20 protein-coding genes and 1 pseudogene are annotated in these 22,894 nt (G+C 71.7%); 6 read left to right on the top strand and 15 right to left on the bottom strand.

The window, feature by feature from the left end; genetic code table 11:
* Nucleotides 1-190: 190 nt before the first annotated feature.
* Entirely contained in the window at nucleotides 191-676 is a 486-nt protein-coding gene (locus tag WME75_RS16670; protein ID WP_437491930.1) for a 3'-5' exonuclease, read from the bottom strand.
* Between the two features lie 25 nt (nucleotides 677-701).
* A complete protein-coding gene (locus WME75_RS16665) occupies nucleotides 702-1,034 on the bottom strand; it encodes a hypothetical protein (protein WP_437491929.1) in 333 nt (110 codons plus the stop codon).
* A 71-nt stretch (nucleotides 1,035-1,105) separates the two neighbouring features.
* On the opposite strand from WME75_RS16665, the gene WME75_RS16660 reads away from it, so the two are divergent.
* Entirely contained in the window at nucleotides 1,106-1,957 is an 852-nt protein-coding gene (locus WME75_RS16660) for a hypothetical protein (RefSeq protein ID WP_437491927.1), read from the top strand.
* A gap of 13 nt (nucleotides 1,958-1,970) precedes the next feature.
* Here WME75_RS16660 and WME75_RS16655 read toward each other — a convergent pair whose 3' ends face one another.
* Together WME75_RS16655 and WME75_RS16650 are read right to left on the bottom strand one after the other, a co-directional pair.
* Nucleotides 1,971-5,309 carry a protein kinase domain-containing protein gene (locus WME75_RS16655; protein WP_437491925.1) on the bottom strand — a complete coding sequence of 1,113 codons (3,339 nt, stop codon included), beginning with the start codon at nucleotides 5,307-5,309 and terminating at the stop codon, nucleotides 1,971-1,973.
* Entirely contained in the window at nucleotides 5,306-6,727 is a 1,422-nt protein-coding gene (locus tag WME75_RS16650) for a sigma 54-interacting transcriptional regulator (RefSeq protein ID WP_437494845.1), read from the bottom strand. Before WME75_RS16650 ends, WME75_RS16655 begins: the two co-directional genes overlap by 4 nt.
* A 292-nt stretch (nucleotides 6,728-7,019) precedes the next feature.
* Between WME75_RS16650 and WME75_RS16645 the strand changes: the two genes are divergently transcribed.
* Complete coding sequence (locus WME75_RS16645; protein ID WP_437491923.1) at nucleotides 7,020-8,933, top strand: M6 family metalloprotease domain-containing protein; 1,914 nt, start codon at nucleotides 7,020-7,022, stop codon at nucleotides 8,931-8,933.
* Nucleotides 8,934-9,145: 212 nt separating this feature from the next.
* On the opposite strand, the gene WME75_RS16640 is transcribed toward WME75_RS16645, so the two are convergent.
* The 3 genes from WME75_RS16640 to WME75_RS16630 form a co-directional block, all read right to left on the bottom strand.
* The gene (locus WME75_RS16640) at nucleotides 9,146-9,577 is read right to left on the bottom strand and encodes a hypothetical protein (protein WP_437491921.1); all 432 of its coding nucleotides are present in this window, start codon (nucleotides 9,575-9,577) and stop codon (nucleotides 9,146-9,148) included.
* A gap of 149 nt (nucleotides 9,578-9,726) precedes the next feature.
* Nucleotides 9,727-9,999 (bottom strand): immunity 53 family protein, encoded by a 273-nt coding sequence (locus tag WME75_RS16635; RefSeq protein WP_437494843.1) that lies wholly within the window; start codon nucleotides 9,997-9,999, stop codon nucleotides 9,727-9,729.
* 295 nt (nucleotides 10,000-10,294) lie between these two features.
* Nucleotides 10,295-10,609 carry a hypothetical protein gene (locus WME75_RS16630; protein WP_437491920.1) on the bottom strand — a complete coding sequence of 105 codons (315 nt, stop codon included), beginning with the start codon at nucleotides 10,607-10,609 and terminating at the stop codon, nucleotides 10,295-10,297.
* A gap of 223 nt (nucleotides 10,610-10,832) precedes the next feature.
* Here WME75_RS16630 and WME75_RS16625 point away from each other — a divergent pair, with 223 nt between their 5' ends.
* From WME75_RS16625 to WME75_RS16615, 3 genes are all read left to right on the top strand, one after another.
* Nucleotides 10,833-11,342: a hypothetical protein gene (locus WME75_RS16625; RefSeq protein ID WP_437491918.1), complete on the top strand. Its 510-nt coding sequence runs from the start codon at nucleotides 10,833-10,835 to the stop codon at nucleotides 11,340-11,342.
* A gap of 303 nt (nucleotides 11,343-11,645) precedes the next feature.
* Nucleotides 11,646-12,233 carry a LysE family translocator gene (locus WME75_RS16620; RefSeq protein ID WP_437491915.1) on the top strand — a complete coding sequence of 196 codons (588 nt, stop codon included), beginning with the start codon at nucleotides 11,646-11,648 and terminating at the stop codon, nucleotides 12,231-12,233.
* 63 nt (nucleotides 12,234-12,296) lie between these two features.
* Nucleotides 12,297-13,736, top strand: coding sequence for a PLP-dependent aminotransferase family protein (locus WME75_RS16615; RefSeq protein WP_437491912.1), 1,440 nt, complete (start codon nucleotides 12,297-12,299; stop codon nucleotides 13,734-13,736).
* 55 nt (nucleotides 13,737-13,791) lie between these two features.
* Here WME75_RS16615 and WME75_RS16610 read toward each other — a convergent pair whose 3' ends face one another.
* The 6 genes from WME75_RS16610 to WME75_RS16585 form a co-directional block, all read right to left on the bottom strand.
* Nucleotides 13,792-15,576, bottom strand: a complete 1,785-nt coding sequence (locus WME75_RS16610; protein ID WP_437491909.1) for a protein kinase domain-containing protein — start codon at nucleotides 15,574-15,576, stop codon at nucleotides 13,792-13,794.
* A 6-nt stretch (nucleotides 15,577-15,582) separates the two neighbouring features.
* On the bottom strand, nucleotides 15,583-16,338 hold the full coding sequence (locus WME75_RS16605; RefSeq protein WP_437491907.1) for a PP2C family serine/threonine-protein phosphatase: 756 nt from the start codon (nucleotides 16,336-16,338) through the stop codon (nucleotides 15,583-15,585).
* On the bottom strand, nucleotides 16,335-17,018 hold the full coding sequence (locus tag WME75_RS16600) for a vWA domain-containing protein (protein ID WP_437491904.1): 684 nt from the start codon (nucleotides 17,016-17,018) through the stop codon (nucleotides 16,335-16,337). The genes WME75_RS16605 and WME75_RS16600 overlap by 4 nt, the downstream gene beginning before the upstream one ends.
* A 107-nt stretch (nucleotides 17,019-17,125) precedes the next feature.
* Nucleotides 17,126-17,587, bottom strand: coding sequence for a hypothetical protein (locus WME75_RS16595; protein ID WP_437491901.1), 462 nt, complete (start codon nucleotides 17,585-17,587; stop codon nucleotides 17,126-17,128).
* A gap of 232 nt (nucleotides 17,588-17,819) precedes the next feature.
* A complete protein-coding gene (locus WME75_RS16590; protein WP_437491899.1) occupies nucleotides 17,820-19,250 on the bottom strand; it encodes a serine hydrolase domain-containing protein in 1,431 nt (476 codons plus the stop codon).
* A gap of 59 nt (nucleotides 19,251-19,309) precedes the next feature.
* Entirely contained in the window at nucleotides 19,310-20,062 is a 753-nt protein-coding gene (locus tag WME75_RS16585; RefSeq protein WP_437491896.1) for an SDR family oxidoreductase, read from the bottom strand.
* 124 nt (nucleotides 20,063-20,186) lie between these two features.
* Between WME75_RS16585 and WME75_RS16580 the strand changes: the two genes are divergently transcribed.
* Complete coding sequence (locus WME75_RS16580; RefSeq protein WP_437491893.1) at nucleotides 20,187-21,101, top strand: LysR substrate-binding domain-containing protein; 915 nt, start codon at nucleotides 20,187-20,189, stop codon at nucleotides 21,099-21,101.
* 130 nt (nucleotides 21,102-21,231) lie between these two features.
* Here the strand turns inward: WME75_RS16580 and WME75_RS16575 are convergent.
* Both WME75_RS16575 and WME75_RS16570 read right to left on the bottom strand, forming a co-directional pair.
* Nucleotides 21,232-21,384 (bottom strand): annotated as a pseudogene (locus tag WME75_RS16575) (cytochrome P450); the annotation flags it as partial.
* Nucleotides 21,385-21,405: 21 nt separating this feature from the next.
* The gene (locus WME75_RS16570) at nucleotides 21,406-22,833 is read right to left on the bottom strand and encodes a carotenoid oxygenase family protein (protein ID WP_437494841.1); all 1,428 of its coding nucleotides are present in this window, start codon (nucleotides 22,831-22,833) and stop codon (nucleotides 21,406-21,408) included.
* Nucleotides 22,834-22,894 lie beyond the last annotated feature (61 nt).

Raw genomic sequence — 22,894 nt, 5'->3', positions numbered from 1 at the left:
ATCGAGGCCGTAGACGCCGTGCCCGTCTCCTCGCCAGACGAGCAGGCGGCGGCGGCGGCGGCGAGGAGCAGCGCGCACCGAGACAGCGCGTTGCATGCAGGATGGAGTGCGCGCACGCGGCGAGTATACACGCCCCCGCGGGTCGATCGAACGGCGGCGACGGGCGTCCCCCCGGCGCTCGGCGCGCAGGTCAGGCCCGCGCGGCCAGCACGATCCCCGCGCAGGCCTCGGCGTCGCTGAGGGCGTCGTGGTGGCGGAGCGCGAGGCCGAGGTGGCGGCACACGTCCGGCAAGGTCGTGGGGCGGATCTGCCAGCGCGTCCGCGCGAGCTGCACCGTGCACTCGAAGCGCAGCTGCGGAGGCTCCATGGCGAAGGCGGCGCAGCAGGCCCGGAGGACCGAGCGGTCGAAGCTCGCGTTGTGGGCGGCGATGAACTCGGCACCTTCGAACAGCGGAGTCACCCTTCGCCACACCTCCGAGAACCGGGCCTCGCCCGCGACGCGCGCCCAGGAGATGCCATGCACCCCGGTGAACTCGAAGGTTCGCCGCGGCGGCTGGATCAGGTGATGCACGCGGTGGGTGATGCGATTGCCCTCGACCCGCACCGCGCCGACGGCGCACGCGCTGTCGCGGTAGCGGTCGGCGGTCTCGAAGTCGAGGGCGACGAAGGTGGTCATGCGGGCCGAGTGTGCCGATCGTACGTCACGGAGTCGACGTATACGGCGTCCAGACCTCGCAGTCGAACCGCTCGTACAGGAGCGTCACCTCCTGCCGGCGCCCGCCGTACCGCTCGAGGCACAAGGCCTGCGCGTCGGCGCGCGCGCGCGCGCGCACGTCGCCCTCCGGGAGGGCGCCCTCCCCGCCGACCGGCAGCGCTGTCACCGCGGCGCGACAGCCGCTGTCCGCGCGGCGGTCACCTGTCACGCCGCCGTACCACCTCGACGCGGAGAGCGCGGGCGATCCGCGGATGACGCGCCGCTCGCGGGCGTGGCACGGCGCGTGCTCCTTGTGTCCGGCGCGCAGGGCGGCGAGCATGGCCCCTTGCATCCTTGATCGGCGAGCTCGCCGGAACGAAGGCTCGAAACTCTTTGGACGAGGAGATCGCGATGAAGTGCTCTGCTGGTGCGCTCGGGATCGTGGTGGGCGTCGGGCTCTTCACGGCGGCTTGCGGGTCGGCGTCGCAGCTCGAGGGCGAGCTCGAGGGGCCGGGGCTCGAGGTGATGTGGGGCAAGCCCGGAACGCAGGACCCCAACGGCACCCCCAAGCACGCCTGGCACACATGGAAGGAGCCGCTGGTGGGGGCGCTGAAGCGCCCGTTGCTCCAGAGCGACCACACGTTCAACCCGGAGATCGTCGACGTGGGGTTCCTCGACGATCCGGAGGGCGAAGAGGTCTTCGATCACGCCTTCCGCTGCGCCGTCGCGAAGGACACCGTCGTGATCCACGGCGACCGCGAGTACAAGGGGCGCGGAGCGGTGATCGGCGCGTCGGGCTGGGTGAACGGCGGGCTCGAGATGGACGTGATCTACAACGTGCTCGAGTGCGTGATCGCGTTCGTCAACGACAAGACCGACGGGGTCGACGTCCTGCTCACGGGCGCCAATATGAACGATGACAAGGGGGATCACGACGGCTTCATCTACAGCGAGGCGGTCTGGTGCGCGAACGTCGTCCCCCCGGGCTTCGTCGGCGTGGAAGTCTATGCGACCGAGTCCTTCGAGAAGGAGTGCGGGTACGACATCGAGGAGGCGCTGAAGCGGCGGTACTGCTACCAGGAGGGCTCCTGCGGCCTCGAGTACATGGGGCTCGTGACGGAAAACAGCGTATGCGAGCCCATCGGCCCGGCGGAGGATGGCCATTACCGCTGCAAGGGGAAGCCGTGCACGATGACGTGGCTGAAGAACCCCAAGCCCCACTGGTGCGAGCGCGACCGCCGTCCCCGTCTCCGTCCCGACTGAGCTCCGGGCGTGCTCAGGGCGCGGCGGGGCCAGGCGCCTCGCCCGCGAGCCGCCGCGCCTCGGCGAGGCGCGCGCCCACGGTCCGGGCGCGCAGCGGGTTCGCCTGGATCGCCGCCTCCAGGGCCGCGACCTCGCGCAGCGTGGCCTCCGTCCGCGCGGCCGCGCCGGGCGCCGCCGCGGCGCGCAGACGAAAGAGCCCTCCCTGGGCCACGAGCGCCCGGTCGGACCGCGGGTTCAGCCGGAGCGCCGCGCCCGTGTGCCGGAGCCCCTCGTCGATCTCGGCGGCGGCGTCCTCCCGGCGCCCCGCCCGGAGGGCGGCGCGGGCCTCGTGGAGCTCGGCCAGCAGCGCGTAAGGCAACGGATCGGCGCGCGGCTCGCCGACGAGCAGGGGGCGGAGCGGGACGAGCGCCGCGTCGAGCCGCGCCGCGTCCGGACGGCCCCGCCGCGCGCTCCACTGGAAGGCGAGGAGCTCCGCCTCGGCGCGCTGCACCCGGTCCCACACGTCCCCCGGCGTCTCGGCGAGCCGGCGCTCGAGCGTCTCGCGCACGATCCGGATCGCGTCCGCCGGGTCCTCACCCCGCGCGAGCCGGACGCGCGCCTCGAGCATCGCGAGCATCGCCCGCAGCGACTCCGGATACGCGGCCGCGCCCGGCGCCATCTCCCGCGCGCTCGCCTGGACGCGCGCGAGCGCCGGGCCGGGATCGACCCCAGCGTCCAGCGCGTGCAGCGCCAGCGCGTGATCCAGCCAGAGCCGCCAGTAGGGAGCCCCGGTCCACGAGGGATCGCTTTGACGCATTGCGTCGATCGCCCCGTGCATTCGCTGGACCCTCTCCTCGGGGGAGCGGCCGGCGCGGACGAGGTGCTCGACCTCGTAGAAGCCGGTGGTCAGCCGGGAGGTGCGCGCGCTGCCGAAGCCTGGATCGAGCGCCAGGAGGTGGTCGCAGCGGGCCTGGGCGCGCTCGAACGAGCCCTTCGGGTCGAGGCCGCGCAGGGACTCGTAGCGGCCGCGCTCGGCGTGGACGACGCAGAGGTCGTTGAGGGCCCAGACGAAGTCCGGATCGCGCTGGAGCGCGGCCTCGTAGCCCTGGATGGCGCGCTCGAGGGCTTCGCCCTGGTCGCGGCCGATCCCGTCGGCGTGGTAGGCCCGCGCCCGGAAGACCAGGGCGGCCACGTACCGCGCCATGGCGTCGTCCGGGCTCCTGGCGAGCGCCTCCTCGGCGCGCGCGGTGGCCTCGCCGAGGGCCGCCTCCGCGTCCTCGCCCTCCTGCATCCCGCTCGCGACCCACCAGGCGAAGCAGCTGTGGACCCAGGCCAGCTTCACGGTCGCCTCGGGGCTCCGCGGGCTCGCCGCGAGCGCCCGCCCGCAGGCCTCCCGCGCCCGCTCGAAGCTCGGGCGCATCGAGGCGCCGTGCTTGCCGGCGGCGTTCATGGTCTGGGTCCAGAGCTCGCACGCGCCGGCGTGGACCGAGGGGTCGGAGCGGCCGTGATCCGCGGCGATCCCGTACGCCTCGGCGGCGCGATCGAAATACCCCTTCATCTTCTCGAAATCGAAGGCGGCGTCGTGGCGGTAGCGGCTCCCCAGCGCGAAGAGCACGTCGCCCTCCAGCTTCTTCGCCTCGTGAAGCCAGGGCGCCCCCGCGAACGCGGCCCGGGCCTTCTCCAGCGCCTCCTCGTGCCGGCCCTCGGCGAGCGCGAGCAGCCCCTCCACGTACCCGGGCGCCTCGATGGCGCCGCCGAGCGCCGCGCGGAGGTGCTGGACCGCCGGGGCCTTGAGCTCGACCTCGAGCGCGGCGATCCGGGCCTCGCGCTGCGCCGGATTGCGGAGGCGGCGGGCCTCCTCCAGGCCGCGGCGGTAGAGCTCGGAGAGCGCCACCCCGGCGGCGTAGTCGAGCCCCGGCGACCGGTAGCCGGCCTCCTCGGCCGCCCGCAGGTGCTCCAGGGCGGCGCGCGGCTCCTGGAGCGCGAGCAGGCCGCGGCCGAGCGCGTACTCCCCGGGGCCGCGGCCGGGGCCGCCCGCCTGCGCCATGCGGGCCTCCACGGCCTTCAGCCGGGCGCGGACAACGTCGCGCTCGCGCTCGACGTCGTGGAGCGGCATCCCGTGGGCGCCGCGGAGGAAGAGCTCCATCTCCTTCACGGTCTCGCCGAGCTCGCGCGCGAGCGTGGCCTGCTCCGCGGCGGCCCGCCGGTCCCGGACGAAGAGGCCGGCGACGACGAGCGCCGCGACGACGAGCGCGCTCGCGCCCGCGACGGCCGCGCGGTGGCGCCGCGCCAGCCGGGCGAGGCGGCGGCCGAGGGAGGCGCGGCGCGCGAGCACGGGATCGCCGTCGAGGAAGCGCTGCAGGTCGTCCCCGAGCGCCCGCGCCGAGTCGTAGCGGGCGCCGGGCTCCCTCTCGAGGCAGCGCATCACCACCGCCTCGAGATCCCGGGGGATGTCGCGGTCCAGCGTCCGGAGCGGCGGCGCGTCGGCCTCCAGCACCTGGCGGAGCACGTCCATCACCGTGCCCCCCACGAACGGCGGGCGGCCGGCGAGCAGCGCGTAGAGCGTCGCGCCCAGGCCGTAGACGTCGGTCCGCCGGTCGAGGGCGCGCACCTTCCCGGCCGCCTGCTCGGGCGCCATGTACGCGGGGGTCCCGAGGAGCGCGCCGGTGAGGGTGAGCCCGCTCTCGGCCGCGTCGCGGGCGATGCCGAAGTCCATGAGGTAGGGGCGGTAGGCGCCGTCCTCGCCCCGCTCCAGCATGACGTTGCTCGGCTTGACGTCGCGGTGCACGAGGCCGAGCCGGTGCGCCTCGTGGAGCGCCGCGGCGACGGCGCGGACCACGCGCACCTTCTCCTCGAGGGTCAGGTCGCCGCGGGCTTCCTGGAGCGAGGGGCCGTCGATGTGGCGCATCACGAGGAAGGGCACGCGATCGGCGACGCCGGCCTCGTGGACCTCGCAGACGTTCTCGTGGCGGAGCCGCGCCTGCGAGCGCGCCTCGCGCAGGAGGCTCCCGTCGACCTGCGCGCCCGCCGAGAGGAGCTTGATGGCCACGCGCCGGCCGAGCCGGAGATCCCGGGCCCGGTAGACGACGCCCATGCCGCCGCGTCCGAGGAGGTGGAAGTCCTCGAAGCGGGCGTGGAGCGAGGGCGGGATCGGCGAGGGCGCCTCCTGCGCGTCGGCGGCGCGCTGGCCCTCCTCGCCGAGGCCGAGGTCGGCGGTGGCCTCGGGCGCGCCGGGCGGGGCCTCGGGCGCGCCGGACGGGGCCTCGGGCGCGCCGGACGGGGCCGGGCCGGTGAGGGTCGCGTCGTCGCGGCCGCGCCGCGGCCTCGGCTGGGCCGGGACGCGGGGATCGTCGGTGTCCGCGGGCGGGATCATCGGGCGCGGAGACCGTGGCGCTGGATGAGCCGGTGGACGAGCTGGCGCGAGACGCCCATCGCGTCGGCCGCCTGCGAGATGTTGCCCCCGTGCTGGCGGAGCTTCTCGGTGACGTAGGCGCGCTCCAGCTCCTCCAGCACGACCTCGCGCGCCTCGGGCAGCGGCAGCTCGAGGAGCGTGCGCAGGCGGGCATCCCCGGGCCCCGACGCGCCGGCGGGCGAGGCGCCCGAGGGAGCCCCGCCGGGCGGATCGGGTCGCGCGGGATCCGGGCTCGCGGCCCCCTGCGGCGCCGGCGGCCCGGCGCCGACGATCTCGTGGAGCAGCTCGGGGAAGAGGACCAGGCGCGCCACGGTGTTCCGGAGCTCGCGCACGTTCCCGGGCCAGTCGTAGGCCTCCAGCAGCGGGAGCGCGCCCGGCGGCAGGTCGGCGAGGGCGCGCGGCGGATCCCGCGCGAGGAGGAAGCGCTCGACGAGGAGCGGGATGTCGTCCTTGCGCTCCCGGAGCGCGGGGACGTGGACCTCCACCACCGAGAGGCGGAAGTAGAGATCGGCCCGGAACGAGCCGTCCTGGGCCTTCGCGCGCAGGTTCCGGTGCGTGGCGGCCACGATCCGCGCGTCGAAGGGCGCCCAGTCGTTCGAGCCGAGCCGGCGGATCTGCCGCCCCTCGATGGCGCGGAGGAGCTTCGGCTGGAGCTCGAGCGGGAGCTCGCCGATCTCGTCGATGAAGAGCGTGCCCCCGTTCGCCTGCTCGATCAGGCCCGGCCGCGCCGCCGCGGCGCCCGTGAACGCGCCCCGGGCGTGGCCGAACAGCTCGCTCTCGACGAGGTTCGGCGCGATGGCGCCGCAGTCGACGACCACGAAGGGGCCGTCGTTGCGGCGGCTCCGCGCGTGGATCGCCTGCGCCAGCACCTCCTTGCCGGTGCCGGACTCGCCGAGCAGGAGCAGGGTCTCGTCGGTCGGGGCGGCGCGCTCCAGCTTGGCGAACAGCGCGCGCATGGTGAGGCTCCGGCCCGCGGCGCCGCCGAACGCGTCCGCGGCCGAGAGCGGCAGGACCGCCGCGGGGCCCGCGGGGCCGACGACGATCTCGGAGCCGCCGGCCGTGGCGGGGACGCCGGGCGGGAGGAAGGCCTCGCGGATCCGGATGTCGCGGACCAGCGTGCCGTTCTTGCTGCCCAGGTCGCGCAGCAGCACCCCCTGCTCGGTCATCCGGATCTCGCAGTGCCTGCGCGAGGCGCGCGGATCGGCGAGGACAAGATCGCAGTCGGCGCCCGCCCCCACGACGAGGGGGCGCAGATCGAGCGGCGCGGTGAGCGTGCGCCTGTCCGGGAGGGTGACCGTCACCGAGACCGCCGGGAGCCGGAGGGAGCGCCCCTGATCGAAGCTCGTGAGCGTGCAGGTCGCCCCGGGATCGTCGCTCATGAGCGCCATGGTGCCCCTGGAGAGGGCCGCGTCAACCCGGAACCCGTGCGCCCGCGAGAACGCGCCGGCGCTTGCGGACCCGCGACAGCGGCTGTCACGCGCGCGCAACGGCCGCTGTCGCGCGCGCGTGACAGGTGTCCCGGCGGCGTGTCGGCGCGGGGCGCGGCGGTCGCCAAAGATGCGCGGATCAGCCTGAAAACGCGGCGATCCGCGCCACCGACCGAGGGCGGCACGCGGGTTGCGATGCGTCCTCATCGAACGCGAACCAACGCGGATTGAGGAGGATACGGACATGACGTCTCGAACCAGCGGCGCAGGCAAAATGGAGCACCAGGGGATCTTCGGGGCGCGGCGCGGGGCGCGGCTCGGGCTCGTCGGGCTCGCCGTGCTGGCGAGCGCCGTCTCGGTGAGCCGCCCGGCGGCCGCGGTGAGCGCCGAGCCCGGGATCCGCGCGATCCCGCTCGATCCGACCGGCGCGACCTTCCGCGCCGAGGTGATCGGCGACGAGCACTTCGACTACCTGCGGATGGCGGACGGCACGGTCGTCGTGCTCAACGGCCTCTCGGGCGACTACGAGGTCGCCGAGCTCGGAACGGACAGGCGCAGCGGCGCCCTCGCGCTCGTCCCCTCCGGGGTGCTTGTCCGCGATCTCCGCTCGCAGGGCGGCCGCGTGGATCCGGCGTTGCTCCCGCGCATCGACGACGACGCGCTCGACGCCCTGTGGGAGGCGGCGATCGCGCGTTCCCCGGGCCCGCTCTCGTACGCGGCGGGTCCGACCGTGACCACCGGGGTCCGGCGCCCGCTGCTCACCATCCTGCTGGAGTTCACCCAGGGGGGCGGGCTCACCGCCCCGAACGCGTTCACTGGCACCTTCTCGACCGACATCGCGTACTGGAAGCAAACGATGTACGGGAGCCTCCCGGGCTCGGTGAACCATTATTACGCCGACATGTCGCGCGGGAAGTTCTCCTTCACCCGCGCGAAGGAGACGCAGGGCACCGCCAACGACGGCATCGTCCGGATCCGGCTCCCGTTCGCGCACCCGAACAGCCACAAGGACTATTCCTTGATCCAGCTGTACCTGAAGGAGGCGCTGGTGATGGCGAATCCGTACGTCGACTTCGCCTCGTTCGACAAGAACGCGGACGGCAAGGTCCGCGGCGACGAGCTCAACGTGGTCTTCGTCGTGGCCGGCTACGAGGCCGCGAACACGCAGAAGACGCCGTCCGTCTGGGCCCACGCGAAGGGCTTTGACACGCCGATCACCCTCGACGGGAAGTCCCTCACCGGCTACGTCGCGCTTGGCGAGCGGCAGATCCACTCGGTCGGCGGCGTGCCCACCACGATGCCGGCCACCGTGGGGGTCATCGTCCACGAGCTCGGGCACGCGGCGGTCGGCCTGCCGGATCTCTACAAGGGCCCGACGCCGCTCGGGGCGTGGTGCGTGATGGCGAGCGGGAGCTGGGGGTCGACGAGCGGCTCGCCCGCCGGCACGGTGCCCGTGGCGATGGGCGCGTGGAGCCGGCTCCATGCCGGATTCCTCGTGCCGACCGTGATCGAGCCTGGGGCCGCGCCGCAGGACATTCCGATCGTTCAGTCGGACGGCGCCGAGTTCTTCGGGCAGAGCGTCGAGCCGACGATCTACAAGATCAAGACCTCGGATCCGGACCAGTACTTCCTCGTCGATAACCGCCAGAACGAGGGCTACGACCGCGGCATGCAGCGCTGGTTCAACTTCGATGACGTCTCCGGCGGCGTCGGGATCTACCGGGTCGACGAGGCCAGGAAGGCGGGCAGCGGGAAGATCGCGTTCATGGCGAGCAATTCGGGCTCGCCGAGCTCCCTGGCGAACGTCTACAACGAGGAGGGGGGCCGGACCTTCACGCCGCTCACCGATCCGAGCAGCGACGACGGCGACGGGCAGTTCACGGGGCTCTCGGTCACGGACTTCACCGCCTCCGGCCCGATCATGCTCGCGCACGTGAGCTACGTGCCGTTCGACTGCAACGCGATCACGGCGTCGGTGGCGGAGCACGAGATCCATGGGCGTGTTCAGAAGCAGATCCTGGACGTCGGGGAGGAGGACCAGATCTTCCTCGGATACCGCACCACGGGCGCGCATCAGGGCCTGGGGTTCGACAAGAACGAGGTCGTCACGCTCCACGTGGAGGCGCCGGGGATGTGGAGCGTCGGGGAGTGCGACTGAGCGGCGTCATCCGGAGCCAGGGCCGTCGTCCTCCGCGGCCAAGCCAGTGTCATTCTGGGCGGAAGCTCTCCTTGCACGTCAGGGAGCAACGTGCGCCTCGACGCGGAGGATGATCCACCTCGGGGAAGCGCGTCAGAAGGCCCTGTGGATCGTGTAGACCGCCGGAGCTCCACGCCGCTACGCTAGCGCGTCAGGAGGTGCGACGTGGGGCATCACGTTCGTGCTTCCGCTTCCAGCATGGCCTGAAGCGCCGGATGGGAGACGATCAGGGCGAGCAAGTTGGCTCGTCCCCCGGCAGCAGCGTGCAGGAAGTGCTCGCATGCGTCCATGGGATCCTCATGCCAGGTTGTCACGACCTCCAGCGCGTTTCCAGCCTCGATGATGCTGTCAAGCGCATCATGAAGCTGTTCGGCTTCGGGCCCCACGCAGCAGAGCTCTACGCACCCGAGATCGATCAAGTCCTTCGTTATCGCCTCCGCCTGCTCCCGCTCCGGTGCATTGAAGGCGGGCAGGAGCGCGACGAAAGGTCGCTGGATCGAGTAATCGGCAGATGCTCCCGGCGAGCCGATGACGAGCTTCCGGCTTCCTGCGAGGGTGAGGCCACGCGCTGCCATATCACTTGCCCTCATTGTGCTCTTCGACATTCTCCATTCCATGAACGTCTGGCTCTCTCTTTCGAGGCCTGATACGCGACTGACCGTGGAGCCGCCGGCGACGGTCACGCCGCCGTCGGTCGTCTTCCTGGGCCGGCGTGTCTACTCCTGGAGCCGTCTCCTCCACCCCTTGGGGCGGGTCAGCAGTGCGATGTGCGGATCCACGCCCGAAGGATCTCCAGGATCTCCTGAAGATTACCGGGACCACCATGGCCATGGAAGCGTCCATCCTTCACATCACACCGCACCCAGTCATCATCGCTTCTGTGCTCCGAGACGGGCGTGGGCGCGTCAACCGTACCCACGTCAGCCACGACGGACCATCCCGGGTTATCCAGCGTGTCAATCCGAATTCCGTTCCGGTGCTCCCACTCTCCATCGCATTGTGAGCGGTACCAATCCTGAAGCCACATCAACGTGTCCATCTCCGTCTCCTGAGGCAGCAATCCGTCCCGTCGGGCCAGCTCGCGCGTTCTTGGTGGCCGGTCGAGTGGTCTTGGGGCCCAGCTTCGACTGACCGTTCGCGCCGACATGCGCCGTCGCTTTGTGCACGTGAGGAGTGTCGATCTGCCTGCCGCTCGCCTTATGCAGGCCACGGGACGGTGTCTCGAGATACCATGGGCATACTATTCGTGCTATGTCGGGCCTCCGCCTTCAAGGTCTTGCACCCCCCTCGCGCTGGCGAGCGGGCGGGTCGCGAGGGCGAACTCAATCTGTTCCTCGAACGCAGAACTCGACGGCCTCGATTCGGATGACGTCGCCTGACTGCATCTCGATCTCCATGCACGCGACCTCGCCATCTGTGGGGAAAGGCCCCCGCACCTCGTTGATCGAGACGCTGAATCCCCAGGGCAGCTGCCTGGTGGACTCCAGTCGACGCACCGAAGATGCCACCACCACGAGCTGCGGCTGCTCTGCATCACCGGTCCGAACCCGGAGGCGCACCTCGCCAGACTCCCAGCGGAGTTCGATCGTCTCGAGCGTCGCGTCGTGTAACGATCGCCACGTCTCGTCCGCGGTCATCCGCCACCTCCAAGTGGGAGGCGCGCACCAGGTGATTCCGGCGGAACGACGTTGCTGTTCATATCGATGCGCTGGCCTGCGGGGTTGTTCACATGTCCATGAGATGATCTAGCGTTGGGATGCGACAGTATCCGCTGCTGCCCCGTCTGAGGATCCAATTCAACGACTGGCGGCGCCGCCCAGGCCGCGGCAGAGACCGATGCAACCGCTGAGTTGCGCCTGCATGCTGAAACCACCAACCAGCTCAATGTATAATGCGCACGAACGGCGTCGCAAAGAACGCACACCACACCGTAATTCCCGCGATGTAGGCAGCAGCAGAGAGCAGCGCTATATATCCAACAAGACTCCGTTTGAGCAGCAGTCGGTGCGCCGCAAAAACGCTCAGAGCGACACCCATCCCGCTTACCAGAACAAACATGACCTCGGAGACGCCGTGCACGGTTATCAGACCCGCTCCCTCTCCTGTCTTCCAGCAGATCGTAGCAGCGTGGGCGATGCGTGCACCGACCATCCAGTGCTGAGCCACCGCGCCAGCGAGCAGACCGACCACCAACACCTTCCACCTGAGACGCACAACACTTACATCACTGGCAAGCATGGCTCATCTTATTTCACGGTCAAATCGCCGTACTTCTCGATCTTGTCACTCGACCAGAATATGCCTCCATACGACAAAAGCGTCCTCGGCATCACGAGGAAACACAGATTCAATTGCTTCATCAACGGTTGACCCCTCGAGCTCGTGAGGCGTTCGCCACCGGGGGCAGCTCGCCTGAATCCAAAAATCAGTACTCATAGGATTGATCCTCCCCCGCTTCCGCAGCGTAGCCGCGTTCTCCGCCGCAACGTCAAGATCCGAGCTCCACCACGGTCTGGCCCGGGTCGTCCTCGCCGGCTTTCCCCGGGCGCCTGGATCCGAGCTGTACCGGTCGCGCGGCTGACACAGTGCTTTCGCGCGGCGCGGCCCCTGTGCCTTCACGGGTGAACGGCGCCCTCCTAGGCTCCGGGCCACACCTGACCGGAGCCACCCACGATGACCGAGCTGCTGCCCCTGGCGACCTACTGCTTCGTGATGTCCAGCACCCCGGGGCCGAACAACATGATGCTCACCACCTCGGGCGCCAACTTCGGCTACCGCGGATCGCTGCCGCACATGCTGGGCATCTGCGCGGGCGGCGCGGTCCAGACCTTCGTCACCTGCCTCGGCCTGGGCGCGCTGTTCACCGCCTACCCGGTGCTGCACAGCGTGCTGCGCGTGGCCGGCGCGCTGTACCTGCTGGTGCTGGCGTGGAAGCTGACCGGCGGCGCCGCGGTCCAGGGCGCCGAGGTGCCGCGGCCGCTGTCGCTCGCGCAGGGGGCGCTGTTCCAGGCCGTCAACCCGAAGAGCTGGGTCAAGGCGATCACGCTGGCGTCGGTGTTCATGCCGGCGGGCATGGGCGTGGCGAGCGGCGCCCTGCTCGTGTCCGTCGTCGGCCTCGTCATCGTCTTTCCGTGCATCTCGGCGTGGGCGCTGTTCGGCGTGGCGATCCGCCGATTTCTGACCGACCCGCGACGGCAGCGGCTGTTCAATGGCATCATGGCCGGCGCGCTGGCGGTGCTGGCGCTCCTGTTCCTGCGCTGACCGCTTTTCCTGCGCTGACCGCTTTTCCTGCGCTGACCGCTTTTCCTGCGCTGATCCTGACCCATGTTCTCGCTCGACCGCGACTCCGCCGTTCCCCTGGCCGACCAGATCGAGGCGCGCCTGCGCGCGCTGATCGAGGGCGCGCAGCTGCCGCCGGGCGCGCGGCTGACGTCGATCCGCCAGCTGGCCGGTCAGCTGGGCGTGAGCCCCAACACCGTGGTGACGGCCTACGACCGGCTTGTGGCGGCCGGGCTGCTCGAGTCGCGCGGCACGGCCGGGTTCTTCGTGTGCGAGGCAGCGTCGGCCATGCCCAGCGAGGTGTGGCTCGAGGCCGGCGAGGAGCAGGAGCCTGTGTGGCTGGCGCAGCAGTCCAACGACCAGCGCGCCGGCGTGCTGCTGGCCAGCAGCGGCGCCCTGCCGGCGAGCTGGCTGAGCGACGCCATCCCGGCCACCGTGCTCCAACGCGCGCTCGCCCGGAACGACGCCGGCATGGCGGCGCGCTGCCCGCCGCAGGGGCTGCCCGAGCTGCGCGAGCGCATCGCGATGCTGCTGCGCTCGCAAGGCATCGCGGCCGACGCGGGACGGTTGATGACCACCTGGGGCGGCACGCACGCCATCGACCTGATCTGCCGGAGCTACCTCCAGCCGGGCGACGCGGTGCTGGTCGAAAACCCGGGCTATTTCCTGATGTTCGGTCGCCTGCGGCAGGCGGGCTGCCGGATCGTGCCGGTGGCGCGCAGGCCGGACGGCGTGGATCTGGAGGAGCTGGAGGCCGCGTGCCGCGAGCACCGGCCGAAGCTGCTGTTCCTCCAGAGCGTGCTGCACAACCCGACCGGCTGGGGCTCGAGCGCCGCCAACCTGCACCGGGTGCTGATGATCGCGCACCAGCACGGGGTCCTGATCGCCGAGGACGACGTGCACGGGCACTTCCACCCCGGGCACCCGACGCGGCTGGCGCAGCTCTCGGGGCTGGAGGGGGTCATCTACTACTCCAGCTTCTGCAAGGCGCTGAGCCCGGCGCTGCGCCTCGGCTACATCGCGGCCGAGCCAGGGCGGCTGAAGCCGCTGCTGCGCGAGAAGATCTACTCGGTGCTGACGACCGGCGCGCTGAACGAGCTCGTGCTGCTGGAGGTGCTGTCGGCCGGCCGGTGGCGCAAGCACATCGACCGGCTGCAGCAGAAGCTCGGCGCGGCGCGGAACGCGACGGCGCGCCGGCTGAGCGACGCCGGCGTGCTGCTCGACCATCCCGGTGAAGGCGGGCTGTTCCTGTGGGGCGCGGTGCCGCGGGGCGTGGACGTCGACGAGCTGGTGAAGGACGCGTACCTCAACAAGATCCTGCTCGCGCGCGGGGCGACGTTCATGGCGGATGGGGCGAGCGATCCGCATATCCGGTTCAACGTGGTGTTCAGCCAGCATGTGAGCGTGTCGGAGTATCTGGCGGAGCGGTTCGCGGCCCTGGAGAGCGCGCGCAGCGCGATGGCGAGGACGGGGGCGGTGGCGTAGCGCGCAGGGAGGGGCGGCGAACGTCGAGAGGGCCGCTGGGACCACGAGATACCGCTCAACGGGGGGCCTCCTGGACCAGATACAGCGTGGCCACCCAGCCGACGCGCCCGCTCGCGACGACCTCGGCCCACGCCAGCTGCTCGGCGATCCGGGTGCGGCCGGTGAGGCGCAGGGCCGTGCCGTCGGGCAGCGGGAGCCCGTCGCTCCCCGTCGACGGCGCCGCGCGCAGGTACGCGCCGGTGCCCCCGGTATGGCCGATGGTCGCGCGCTGCGCGAGCACGGCGCAGGGCTGCGGGCGCGGCATCGGGGACGCGCCCGGCGTCGCGAGCAGCCTCGAGGTGACGAGGACGCCGGCCGCGCAGGCGCCGGCGGCGGCGATCGACGCGACCGAGGTGAAGACCACCCTCCCCCGCGGGAGCCATGCGCGCGCCCGACCCCCAGCCCCAACCCCGGTCGCCCGACCCCCAACCTCGGTCGCCCGACCCCCAACCCCGGTCCCCCGACCCCCAACCTCGGTCGCCCGACCCCCAGCCCCAACCCCGGTCCCCCGACCCCCAACCTCGGTCGCCCGACCCCCAACCCCAACCTCGGTCACCCGACCCGCCGCCTCCTTGACCACCCGCGCCACAGCGCCCCTGTCGAGCCCGAGCCCCGCCCCCGCCCGGTCGAGCCACGCCCGCTCCGCCGCGCTCAGCGCGCCGTCCCGCAAGCGCCCGCGCGCGTGCAGGCCGAGCCAGCGGATCCGCTCGGCCTCGGGCGCCGCCGCCGGATCGCGGACCCGCGCGATCGCGCGCTGGAACCGCTGCTCCGCCGGGAACAGGTCGATCCCGGTGCGCTCCCGCCGCTCGCACCACGGGCAGCGCGGGAGCGCCTTGTCGTGGAGGTGCGCCGGGCTGCGGGCGCAGCGGACCATCTCGCGCTTCGCGCGCAGCAGCGCGGCGCGCCACGCCGCCGCGCCGGGGCGTTCGGCCGGCGCGCCATGGCCAGGGCCGAAGCAGCGGATGAAGAGCGCCTGCAGGCCGGGGTGGAGCGTCGCGAACGGGATCGCGCCCGCGGCGGCCCGGACGCCCGTCACGCCGGGCACGAAGGGGCAGAGGCCCAGGCGGATCCGGGCCGGGATGCGCTCGGCGCCGCCGGCGCCGCCCGGCGCGAGCTCCCCCTCGAACGGGTGCGCCCCGCCGAGGAGCAGCTGGTGAATCAGCACGGCGAGGGCGAACGCGTCGGACGCGGGGGTGCGGGCTGCGCGGCCAGGATCGGCGCCGCAGAGCTCCGGCGCGGTGTACTCCGGCGTGAGCACCGGGCAGCCGTGCACCTGCCCTGCAGCAGGATCACGGATCTGGAACGAGTCGGCGTCCACCAGCGCGACGCGCCCGGAGAGCGGGGAAACAAGGATGTTCTGCGGCTTCAGGTCGCCGACGCAATGGCCGGCGCGGTGGACGCCCTCGACGAGGCGCGCGAGCCCGGCCGCGAGGACGCAGAGGTCCCGCTGGGTGAGCCACCCGGCGATCTGCATGCGCTCGTCGGGCACGAGGCAGCGGTGGACCTCGATCGCCCCGCGCTGCAGGGGCATGAGGAACCCCGCGAACGCCGCGCGCCCCTCGGCCTCGGTCAGCAGCGCGACCGGCCAGGCGAGCGCGCGGCGGAGGAGCCACGACGGCCGGCGCTCCAGCATGACGCGCAGCTTCCGCTCGCGTCCTTCGGCCCTGTCGGGGCGGTAGATCTTGGCGCAGAGCGCCCGGCGCCCGCGGACGGCGAAGACGGATCCCTCGCCGCCCGCGCCGAGCTCCTCGCCGAGCTCGACGACCCTCCCCGCGGGATCCCGGTACGCCTTCGCGCTCATGCGCGCTCACGGGGACGCGCGCAGCAGCGCGACGGCGAGCGTCTTGTCGTCTCCCGAGCTCCGCCGCAGCGGCTCGGCGTCGAGCAGCCGCGCCACCTCGCCGCCGGCGGCGGCCGCGTCGGTGACCTCGGCCGCGAACTCGAGGAGCGGGGCGCAGAACGGCGCGAAGGGCGCGAGGGCGCGGCCCCGCGCGAGCGCGGCGCCCTCGCAACCGTCGGTGAAGGCGCAGAGCGCGTCGATGCCCTCGTGGAGGTCCACGCGCAGGCGCGCCTCCCACGAGGGCGAGGAGACGAACCAGGTCTCGTTCGCGTATTCACCGCGATCGGGCGCGCTCAGGACCACGAGCTCCCCGTCGCCGCGGCGGCGCCCGACCACGGCCCCGTCGCCGAGGTGCGCGACGGCGACGGCGTCGCCCCACGCGACGGCGGCCACAAGCGTGCAGGCGAGATCCTCGGGCGCGAGGGCGCGCGCCTCGGCCTCGCGGAGGAGCGCCTGCCGGCCGGCCGCGCAGGCGGCGCGCACCGCGTCGCCGAGGGCCCGGGGACCGGCCGGCGCGAGCTCGCGCAGCGCCTCGACGACCGCGGCCGCGACCGCGGCGGCGCCGATCTCCGGATGCGCGGCGGATCCGGCGCCGTCGCACAGGCACAGGCCGACCCCGCGCCCGCCGGCAGGGCCCCACGCCCAGGCGTCCTGGCAGGGCGAGCCCTCCTGCTCGTGCTGCGGCCCGCGCACCGACGCGCCGAACACGAGCCACCCCGTCACGACGGCAGCGCCCCCCACCCGGCCGGCCCGGTGGGATCCTCGAGCGGGACCTCCTCGCCGGGCCGGGAGCGGCTCCGCGCCTGGAGGCTCCTGCTGAGCCATTGAAACATGGTGTCCCACTGCGCCTCCTTGAGCCGGAGCGGCGCGCGATCGGGCGAGAGCTCCTTGAGGCGCTGGAAGCCGGCGGTCTTCGTGCCGACCGCGAGGAGGACGAGCCGCCTCTCGCGCTCGGCCTCACGGACGCGGCGGACGGCCGCTGGCCAGCGGGCGGTGTCGGTGGGCTCGCCGTCCGTGAGGAGGAAGATCAGCGGGCGGTAGTAATCGAGGCCGCTCTCGCGGTAAGCGCGCTTCTTGGCCTCCAGGAGCTCGAGGGCCTGCTCGATCGCCGCGGCCATGGGCGTATCGCCCGCTGCGACGAGCACGGGGGGCTCGAAGACGGCGGCCTCGCCGAAATCGCCGTGGACCGTGACCTTGCCGCCGAAGGTCACGACCGCCAGCTCGACCCGGTTGCGGGCGACGGTGTCCCGCGCGAGCGCGGCGCGGAGGCCGTCGAGGCCGGCGGCGAGGTCCGGGAGATCGGCGGTCATGGATCCCGAGGTGTCGACGAGCAGGACCAGCGGCTGGCGGGGCTCGCGGTTGTTGTCGTTGACCCGGACCCGGTCGACAAGGGACGGCGGCATGCCGGAATGGAAGGGCAGCCGGCCGCGGAGGGACAAGAAACCGGAGGGGCTTCTGGTGGAGGCGCTCCGCCTGCGGCGGCCTCTAGTTCCCCGTGCCCTCTCGTCTACTACCGCCCCTCGCTCCGCTGCCGGCACAGCCCCGTCGCCCCCTTCGGCGCGCTGTCGCTCGTCCAGCACATCCGGCTGCGACCCAGCCGGATCTCCACCTCCGGCGGCAGCTCTTCCGGCAGGAGCAGGCGCCACGCCTCGTCCTCCGGCTGCTTGAACAGCGCGTAGATCGCCACCCGCCCCTTCTCCGGCAGGGGCACCATGAGCACCTGCCTCACCCCCGGGAGCACCGCCAGCGCGCTCAGGACCGAGTCGTCCGGCGCCATGGCCATGCCCGCCGCGTCGTCGTATGACTCCGTCGAGAAGGCCTTGCCGTCGATCGCGCGGGCGAGCACGTAGCACGAGCGGGCGTCGTTCATGTCGGCCGCGGGGGTGAGGGTGAGGCGGAGCTCCCTGGTCGAGCCGCCGCAACCCGGGAGCGCGAGCGCCGCCCCGAGGATCATCAGATACGCGACGCGCATGAGGCGCCCATCTTCCCGCGCCGGGGGCCGCGCGGGCAACTACGGCGCTATCGTCGATCAGGACGCCCTTCCGGGGCCATGATCCCGGGGAGAAACGGCTGGGCGGAGCAGAGCTTCGACCCTGTGGGCTGCGCTACCAGGCCGGCCGGCACTGCGAATCGCCGGGTTCTCACCCGGCTCAGCCTGGTCGCCCGGGACGCCGAGCTCCATCCAGGGATCAGGCCGACATCACCTAGGCGACGTCGGGCCGTGTCATCAATGGCGACCGCAGATGCAGCATCAGATCGGGGCTGGTCAGGGGCACGGTGCGCCACGTCGCCTCCGCTGTCCTCGCGTCGGCGTCGACCACCAGCCGGACCCGGTGCGGGGTGGTGATGACGTAGAGCTCGGCGACGAACGTGTTGCCCTGCCAGGCGCCGGCCGCGACGACAGGGCGGCCGAGCGGCGAACTTTCCCGCCATTCGCCGTGGCCGACCTCGACGTTGAGGAACGACCCGAATCGCAGGAGCCATCCACCGTCCACGGGATCGACGATCACCGTGGTTCCGTCGGGCAGCGCCGAATCCTCGGCGGAGGCGTCGAGTCTCGCCTTGGCAGAACGCTCCGGGGCGGCCGAACCCGGCGCCGGCGCGAAGGACAGCCGCCGCAGCCGCTCGGCGAGGATCTCGTCGTCCCGGGCGCTTCCCGCGTCGTCCAGGCCGGGCAGCAGGCACTCCCACAAGGGGTCGAGCACGGCCTCACCCTGCGGTATGGCGCCGGTCACGACGACCACGAGATCGTGCGACGGGACGACCACGCACAGCTGGCCGAAGGCGCCGTCACCGCGATAGCCGTGACGCGACATCCAGAACTGGTAGCCGTACCCGCAAAGTGAGTCGGGGTTCTCCGACCAGTCCTCGACTTGCAGTGTCTCGATGTGCCGTCGGGTCGCGAGCTCCACCCATTCGCGCGGGACGAGCTGCCGGTCGCCCCAGCGGCCTCCGCGCAGCAGCAGCTCGCCGAAGGCGGCGACAGCCTCGGTCGTGAGGTGCAGTCCGTGGAATCCGAAGGCGGCACCGCTCGCCACCCGGTCCCATTCGGCGTGCTCGACGCCCATCGGCTTGAAGAGGCGCTCGTCGAGCAGCTCCGGGAGGCCGCGGCCGGTGACCCGTTCCACCATCCGGGCCAGGACGAAGGTGGTCGAATTGTCATAGGTGTGCCGTGTTCCCTCCGCCTCGGTGAACGGTACGCGCAGGAAGCCCTTCACCAGGTCGCCCGGTTCCAGTTGCCAGGCCTCGGCGAGGCTGTCCGTGCGGTGTCCGGCCGTCATCGACAGCAGGTGGTGAACGTTGATGCGGCGCCCCTGCCCCGAGATGTCGGCCGGAACGTGGTCGGGCAACACGTCCACCACCCGATCGCCCAGCGAGAGCAGCCCGTCGGCGATCGCGAGCCCCACGGCGACCGAGGTGAACGACTTGGTCAGCGAGTAGAGAAGGTGCGGGCGTTCGGCCGAGTACGGCGCCCACCAGCCTTCGGCGACGACGTGACCGTGGCGTACGACCATGAGGGAGTGACACTCGACGGACTGCGCTTCGAGCCGGTCCAGCAGCGCGGCGATCGAACGGGACGACATCCCCGAGGCGGCCGGTGTCGAGCGCGGCAGCAGGGTGCGCTGAGAAGGCATCCGGGCACCATAACGAGATCCGCCCGATCGAGTTACCGGATTCTGCTTGTTCAGAGCGCTCAGACCTGCGCCATGCCGCCGTCGACGAAGAGCTCGGCTCCGTTGGTGAAGCTGCTGTCATCGGAGGCGAGGAAGACGGCGGCCTTGGCCACCTCTTCCGGCAAGCCGAGCCGCCCGAGGGGGATGCTGGCGACGAGGCTCGCCTTGATCTGCTGCGCCTGCTCCTCGGTCGCGCCGAGCCCGTGCAGCCCTGGGGTGTCGATCGGCCCCGGGCTGATCACGTTGACGCGGATGCCGCGGTCCTTCAGGTCGAGCGCCCAGGTGCGCGCGAAGCTCCGCACCGCGGCCTTTGTCGCGCTGTAGACGCTGAACGCAGGGGATCCGGTGGAGGCCGTCGTCGAGCCGTTGAGGAGGATCGACGCCCCGTCGCGCAGCAGCGGCAGCGCCTTCTGGACCGTGAACAGCATCCCCTTGACGTTGGTGGCGAAGGTCTTGTCGAAATGCTCCTCGGTGATCGCGCCGAGCGGGGCGAACTCGCCGCCGCCGGCGTTGGCGAACAGGACGTCGATGGGGGCGCCTTGCTGCTTCACCACCTCGAAGAGGCGATCGAGATCGGCGAGGTTGGAGACGTCGCTCCGGACGCCGGTGGCCCTCTCGCCGATCTCCTTCACGGCCGCGTCGAGCTCCGCCTGCCGCCGCCCGGTGATGAAGACGCGCGCGCCCTCCGCCGCGAACCGCCTCGCCGTCGCGAGGCCGATCCCCGTGGTGCCGCCTGTGACAATCGCTACCTTCCCGTGGAGTTTGTCGCTCATGGTGTCCGTCCCTTGATCGCGGCGCTCAACGTCGCCGGCCCCCTGGAGTTAGAGCCGAAGCGGGGGGCGGCCAGCCGCCGATCGTGGCACGCTGCGTTCCGCTAGCAGAACGAAGAGATCACCGATGCAGGATCTGAACGACTTCTTCTTCTTCGCCGAGGTCGTGGCGAACGGCGGGTTCGCGAAGGCGGGGCGCGCGCTGCGGCAGCCGAAATCGAAGCTCAGCCGGCGGATAGCGCAGCTCGAGGCGCGGCTCGGCGTTCGCCTCATCGAGCGCTCGTCCCGCCGCTTCAGCGTCACCGAGGTGGGCCAGGCGTTCTATGAGCGTTGCCGATCCGTCATGAGCGAGGTGGCGCTGGCGGAGGCTATCGTCGCCGAGGCGCAAGGCGAGCCGCAGGGGCTCGTCCGACTGAGCTGCCCCACAGGCATGATGGAGCTGGTCGGGCCCATCCTGCCCTCTTTCATGGAGCGCTACCCGCGTGTCGCCCTGCAGGTCATCCCCACCAATCGGCGCGTCGATTTGATCGAGGAGCGAATCGACATCGCGCTTCGAGTGCGCACAAAGCTCGACACCGACGCCACGCTCACCCGGAAGACGCTCGCGAAGAGCCGTCGGTTCCTCGTCGCGAGCCCCGCCCTCGCGCGTCGCCTGGGCGGCGCGCCGGAGATCGCCGCGCTCGCCTCCGTACCGACCCTCAGCCAGAGCGAGCAGGCCGGCGAAGATGCGTGGGAGCTCGTCGGGCCCGACGGGCAAACGCATGTCGTGCATCACACGCCGCGCCTCTCGTGCGGCGATTTCGCCGCCCTGCGAGAGGCGGCCATCGCAGGGCTGGGCGTGGCGTTGTTACCCGATCACATCGCTGCGGCGGACTTGAGGGCTGGTAAGCTCGTCCGCGTCTTCCCCGAGTGGTACGTGACCGAGGGCATCGTCCACCTCGTGTTCACCTCGCGCCGCGGCTTACCGCCCGCGGTCCGGGCGCTCATCGAGCACCTCGCGAGCCACATCCATGACGACGTGATGAAGGAGGGTATCGACTGAGGATGCTGTCGCCCCGAAGGGCTCCCGCCGGGGTCAATCGTCCAGGCAGCCCGTATCGAGCAGCGCCATCTCCCCGGGGATTGGGGAGAGGGACGTCGGCGCAACTCAGCAGAATTCGCCGCGGCAGCAATCAACGGACGATCACGCGCACCGGAGAGCCGGGCAGACCCTGCAGCCCCACCCGCACCGGCTTCCTGGACACGAGCTCGAAGCTGTAGCGCCGCAGCAGCGTGCCCAGGATCAGCTTCATCTCGTACAACGCGAAGGCGGCCCCGATGCAGCGCGAACGGCATCCCGAGCCGCGTTACACGCTGGGCCGCCAGTTGCCGTGGAACCCGAATGGCACGCGGTGCGGCAAGCGGGCGACCGCGACGGGTCCAGCGGGGAGGCCCATGGCATCGAACACCAGCAAGTCGCTGCGCTTCTCCTGTTCACGCCAGGCCACGGCGAGCAGCCAGCCGTCGCCCTCGGCCGCGTCCTCCGCGCGCGGCACGAACACCGGCTCGGACACCACGTCGCCGTGCGGCAGCGTGTGAATGCTGCGCTCGCCGGTGTCGAAGTCGAATCGGGCGAGGCTGTTGTAGAGCACGCTCTCCGAGTCGTCTCGCGCGCGCGAGGTCGCATGGCAGGTGTAGAAGCCGTAGCGGTTGCGCCGCCCCGTGTAGCGCTCGTCGATACGTGGAAACTCCGCCACGAGATCGTCGAGGTAGTCGCGCCGGAACCCGGCGCCTGCATCCGCCAGGTGAAAGGTCCAGCGGCACAGGCGCGCCGCCATCGCCTCGGGGTCGCCGGGGCGGCCCTCGGCATCGGGCAGGCCGGGCGCCGTCTCCGACTGCATGACGTAGGCCACGATGGTGTCGCCGTCGTCCCAGGCATTCATCACATGGAACATGTGGCAGGCGTCGGTGTGGAACCAGCGCAGCGTGTCGGCCGCCTTCCCGCGCTGCATCACGCCGACGTGGGTCCGCAAGCTTGCGTCCCAGGCCAGCAGCGGCTTGCCGCGCATGGCGCGTTCCACGCTGAGTGTCAGCGGCGTGACGGGGAAGAGCACATGCCCGCGCGTCACCATGAAGTCGTGCACCATGCTGGCATACGGCGCTGTGAACGACTGAAGCTGCGTGACCTCGCAGCGCGTGTCCATCACGCCATAGAGCATGCTCGGCGAGCAGGGGCCGTCGGGCGAGTACGCGAAGAAGTGCAGCTCGCCGCTCTCGGGGTCGATCTTGGGGTGCGCGGTGCAGCGCGAGGTCACGCGGTCGCCGAAGCTCTGGTGCCCCTTGGAAGCCAGCGTGCAGGGGTCGAGCTCGAAGGGCTGATGCGACTCTTCGAGCGCGAACAGCCGATCGCCGTGCCAAAGCATGCTTGTGTTGGCCGTGCCGCCGTTGCGGCCCTGCGCCAGCGGGTCGCTGGTGGCCGGGTTTCCGAAGGTGCCGAAGAGCGCGCGCCCGGCTTCGTGCTCGAGCTGCCACTTCGGCGTGCGCGCCCAGCGGTTGCGGTACGACACCTTGCCGGCGCCGATGTGGAACGCATGCACCATGCCGTCGCCGGAGAACCAGTGATAGTCGTCGTCGCGTGGCGTGTACTGCGGGTTCGGGCCGACACGGTACAGGCTTCCTTCCAGCTCGGGCGGCAGGGTGCCCTCGATCTCGAGCGCCGCGATGTCGTGCTCCTCGCGGAGCGGCGCGTAGTTGCCGGTGAAGAAATGAGGATTCTTCTGCGTTTTTGCGTTCACGTGAGGCCTTCGGATGAGCGGCGGCCATGCGTCGGTCTGCGCAGCGTAGTGCTGGCGCAGC

This window comes from Sorangium sp. So ce1014, from assembly GCF_051521505.1.
Taxonomy (GTDB): domain Bacteria; phylum Myxococcota_A; class Polyangia; order Polyangiales; family Polyangiaceae; genus Sorangium.
Note: the sequence above shows the minus strand (reverse complement) of the source record. Positions and strands in the feature narration are given on the sequence as shown.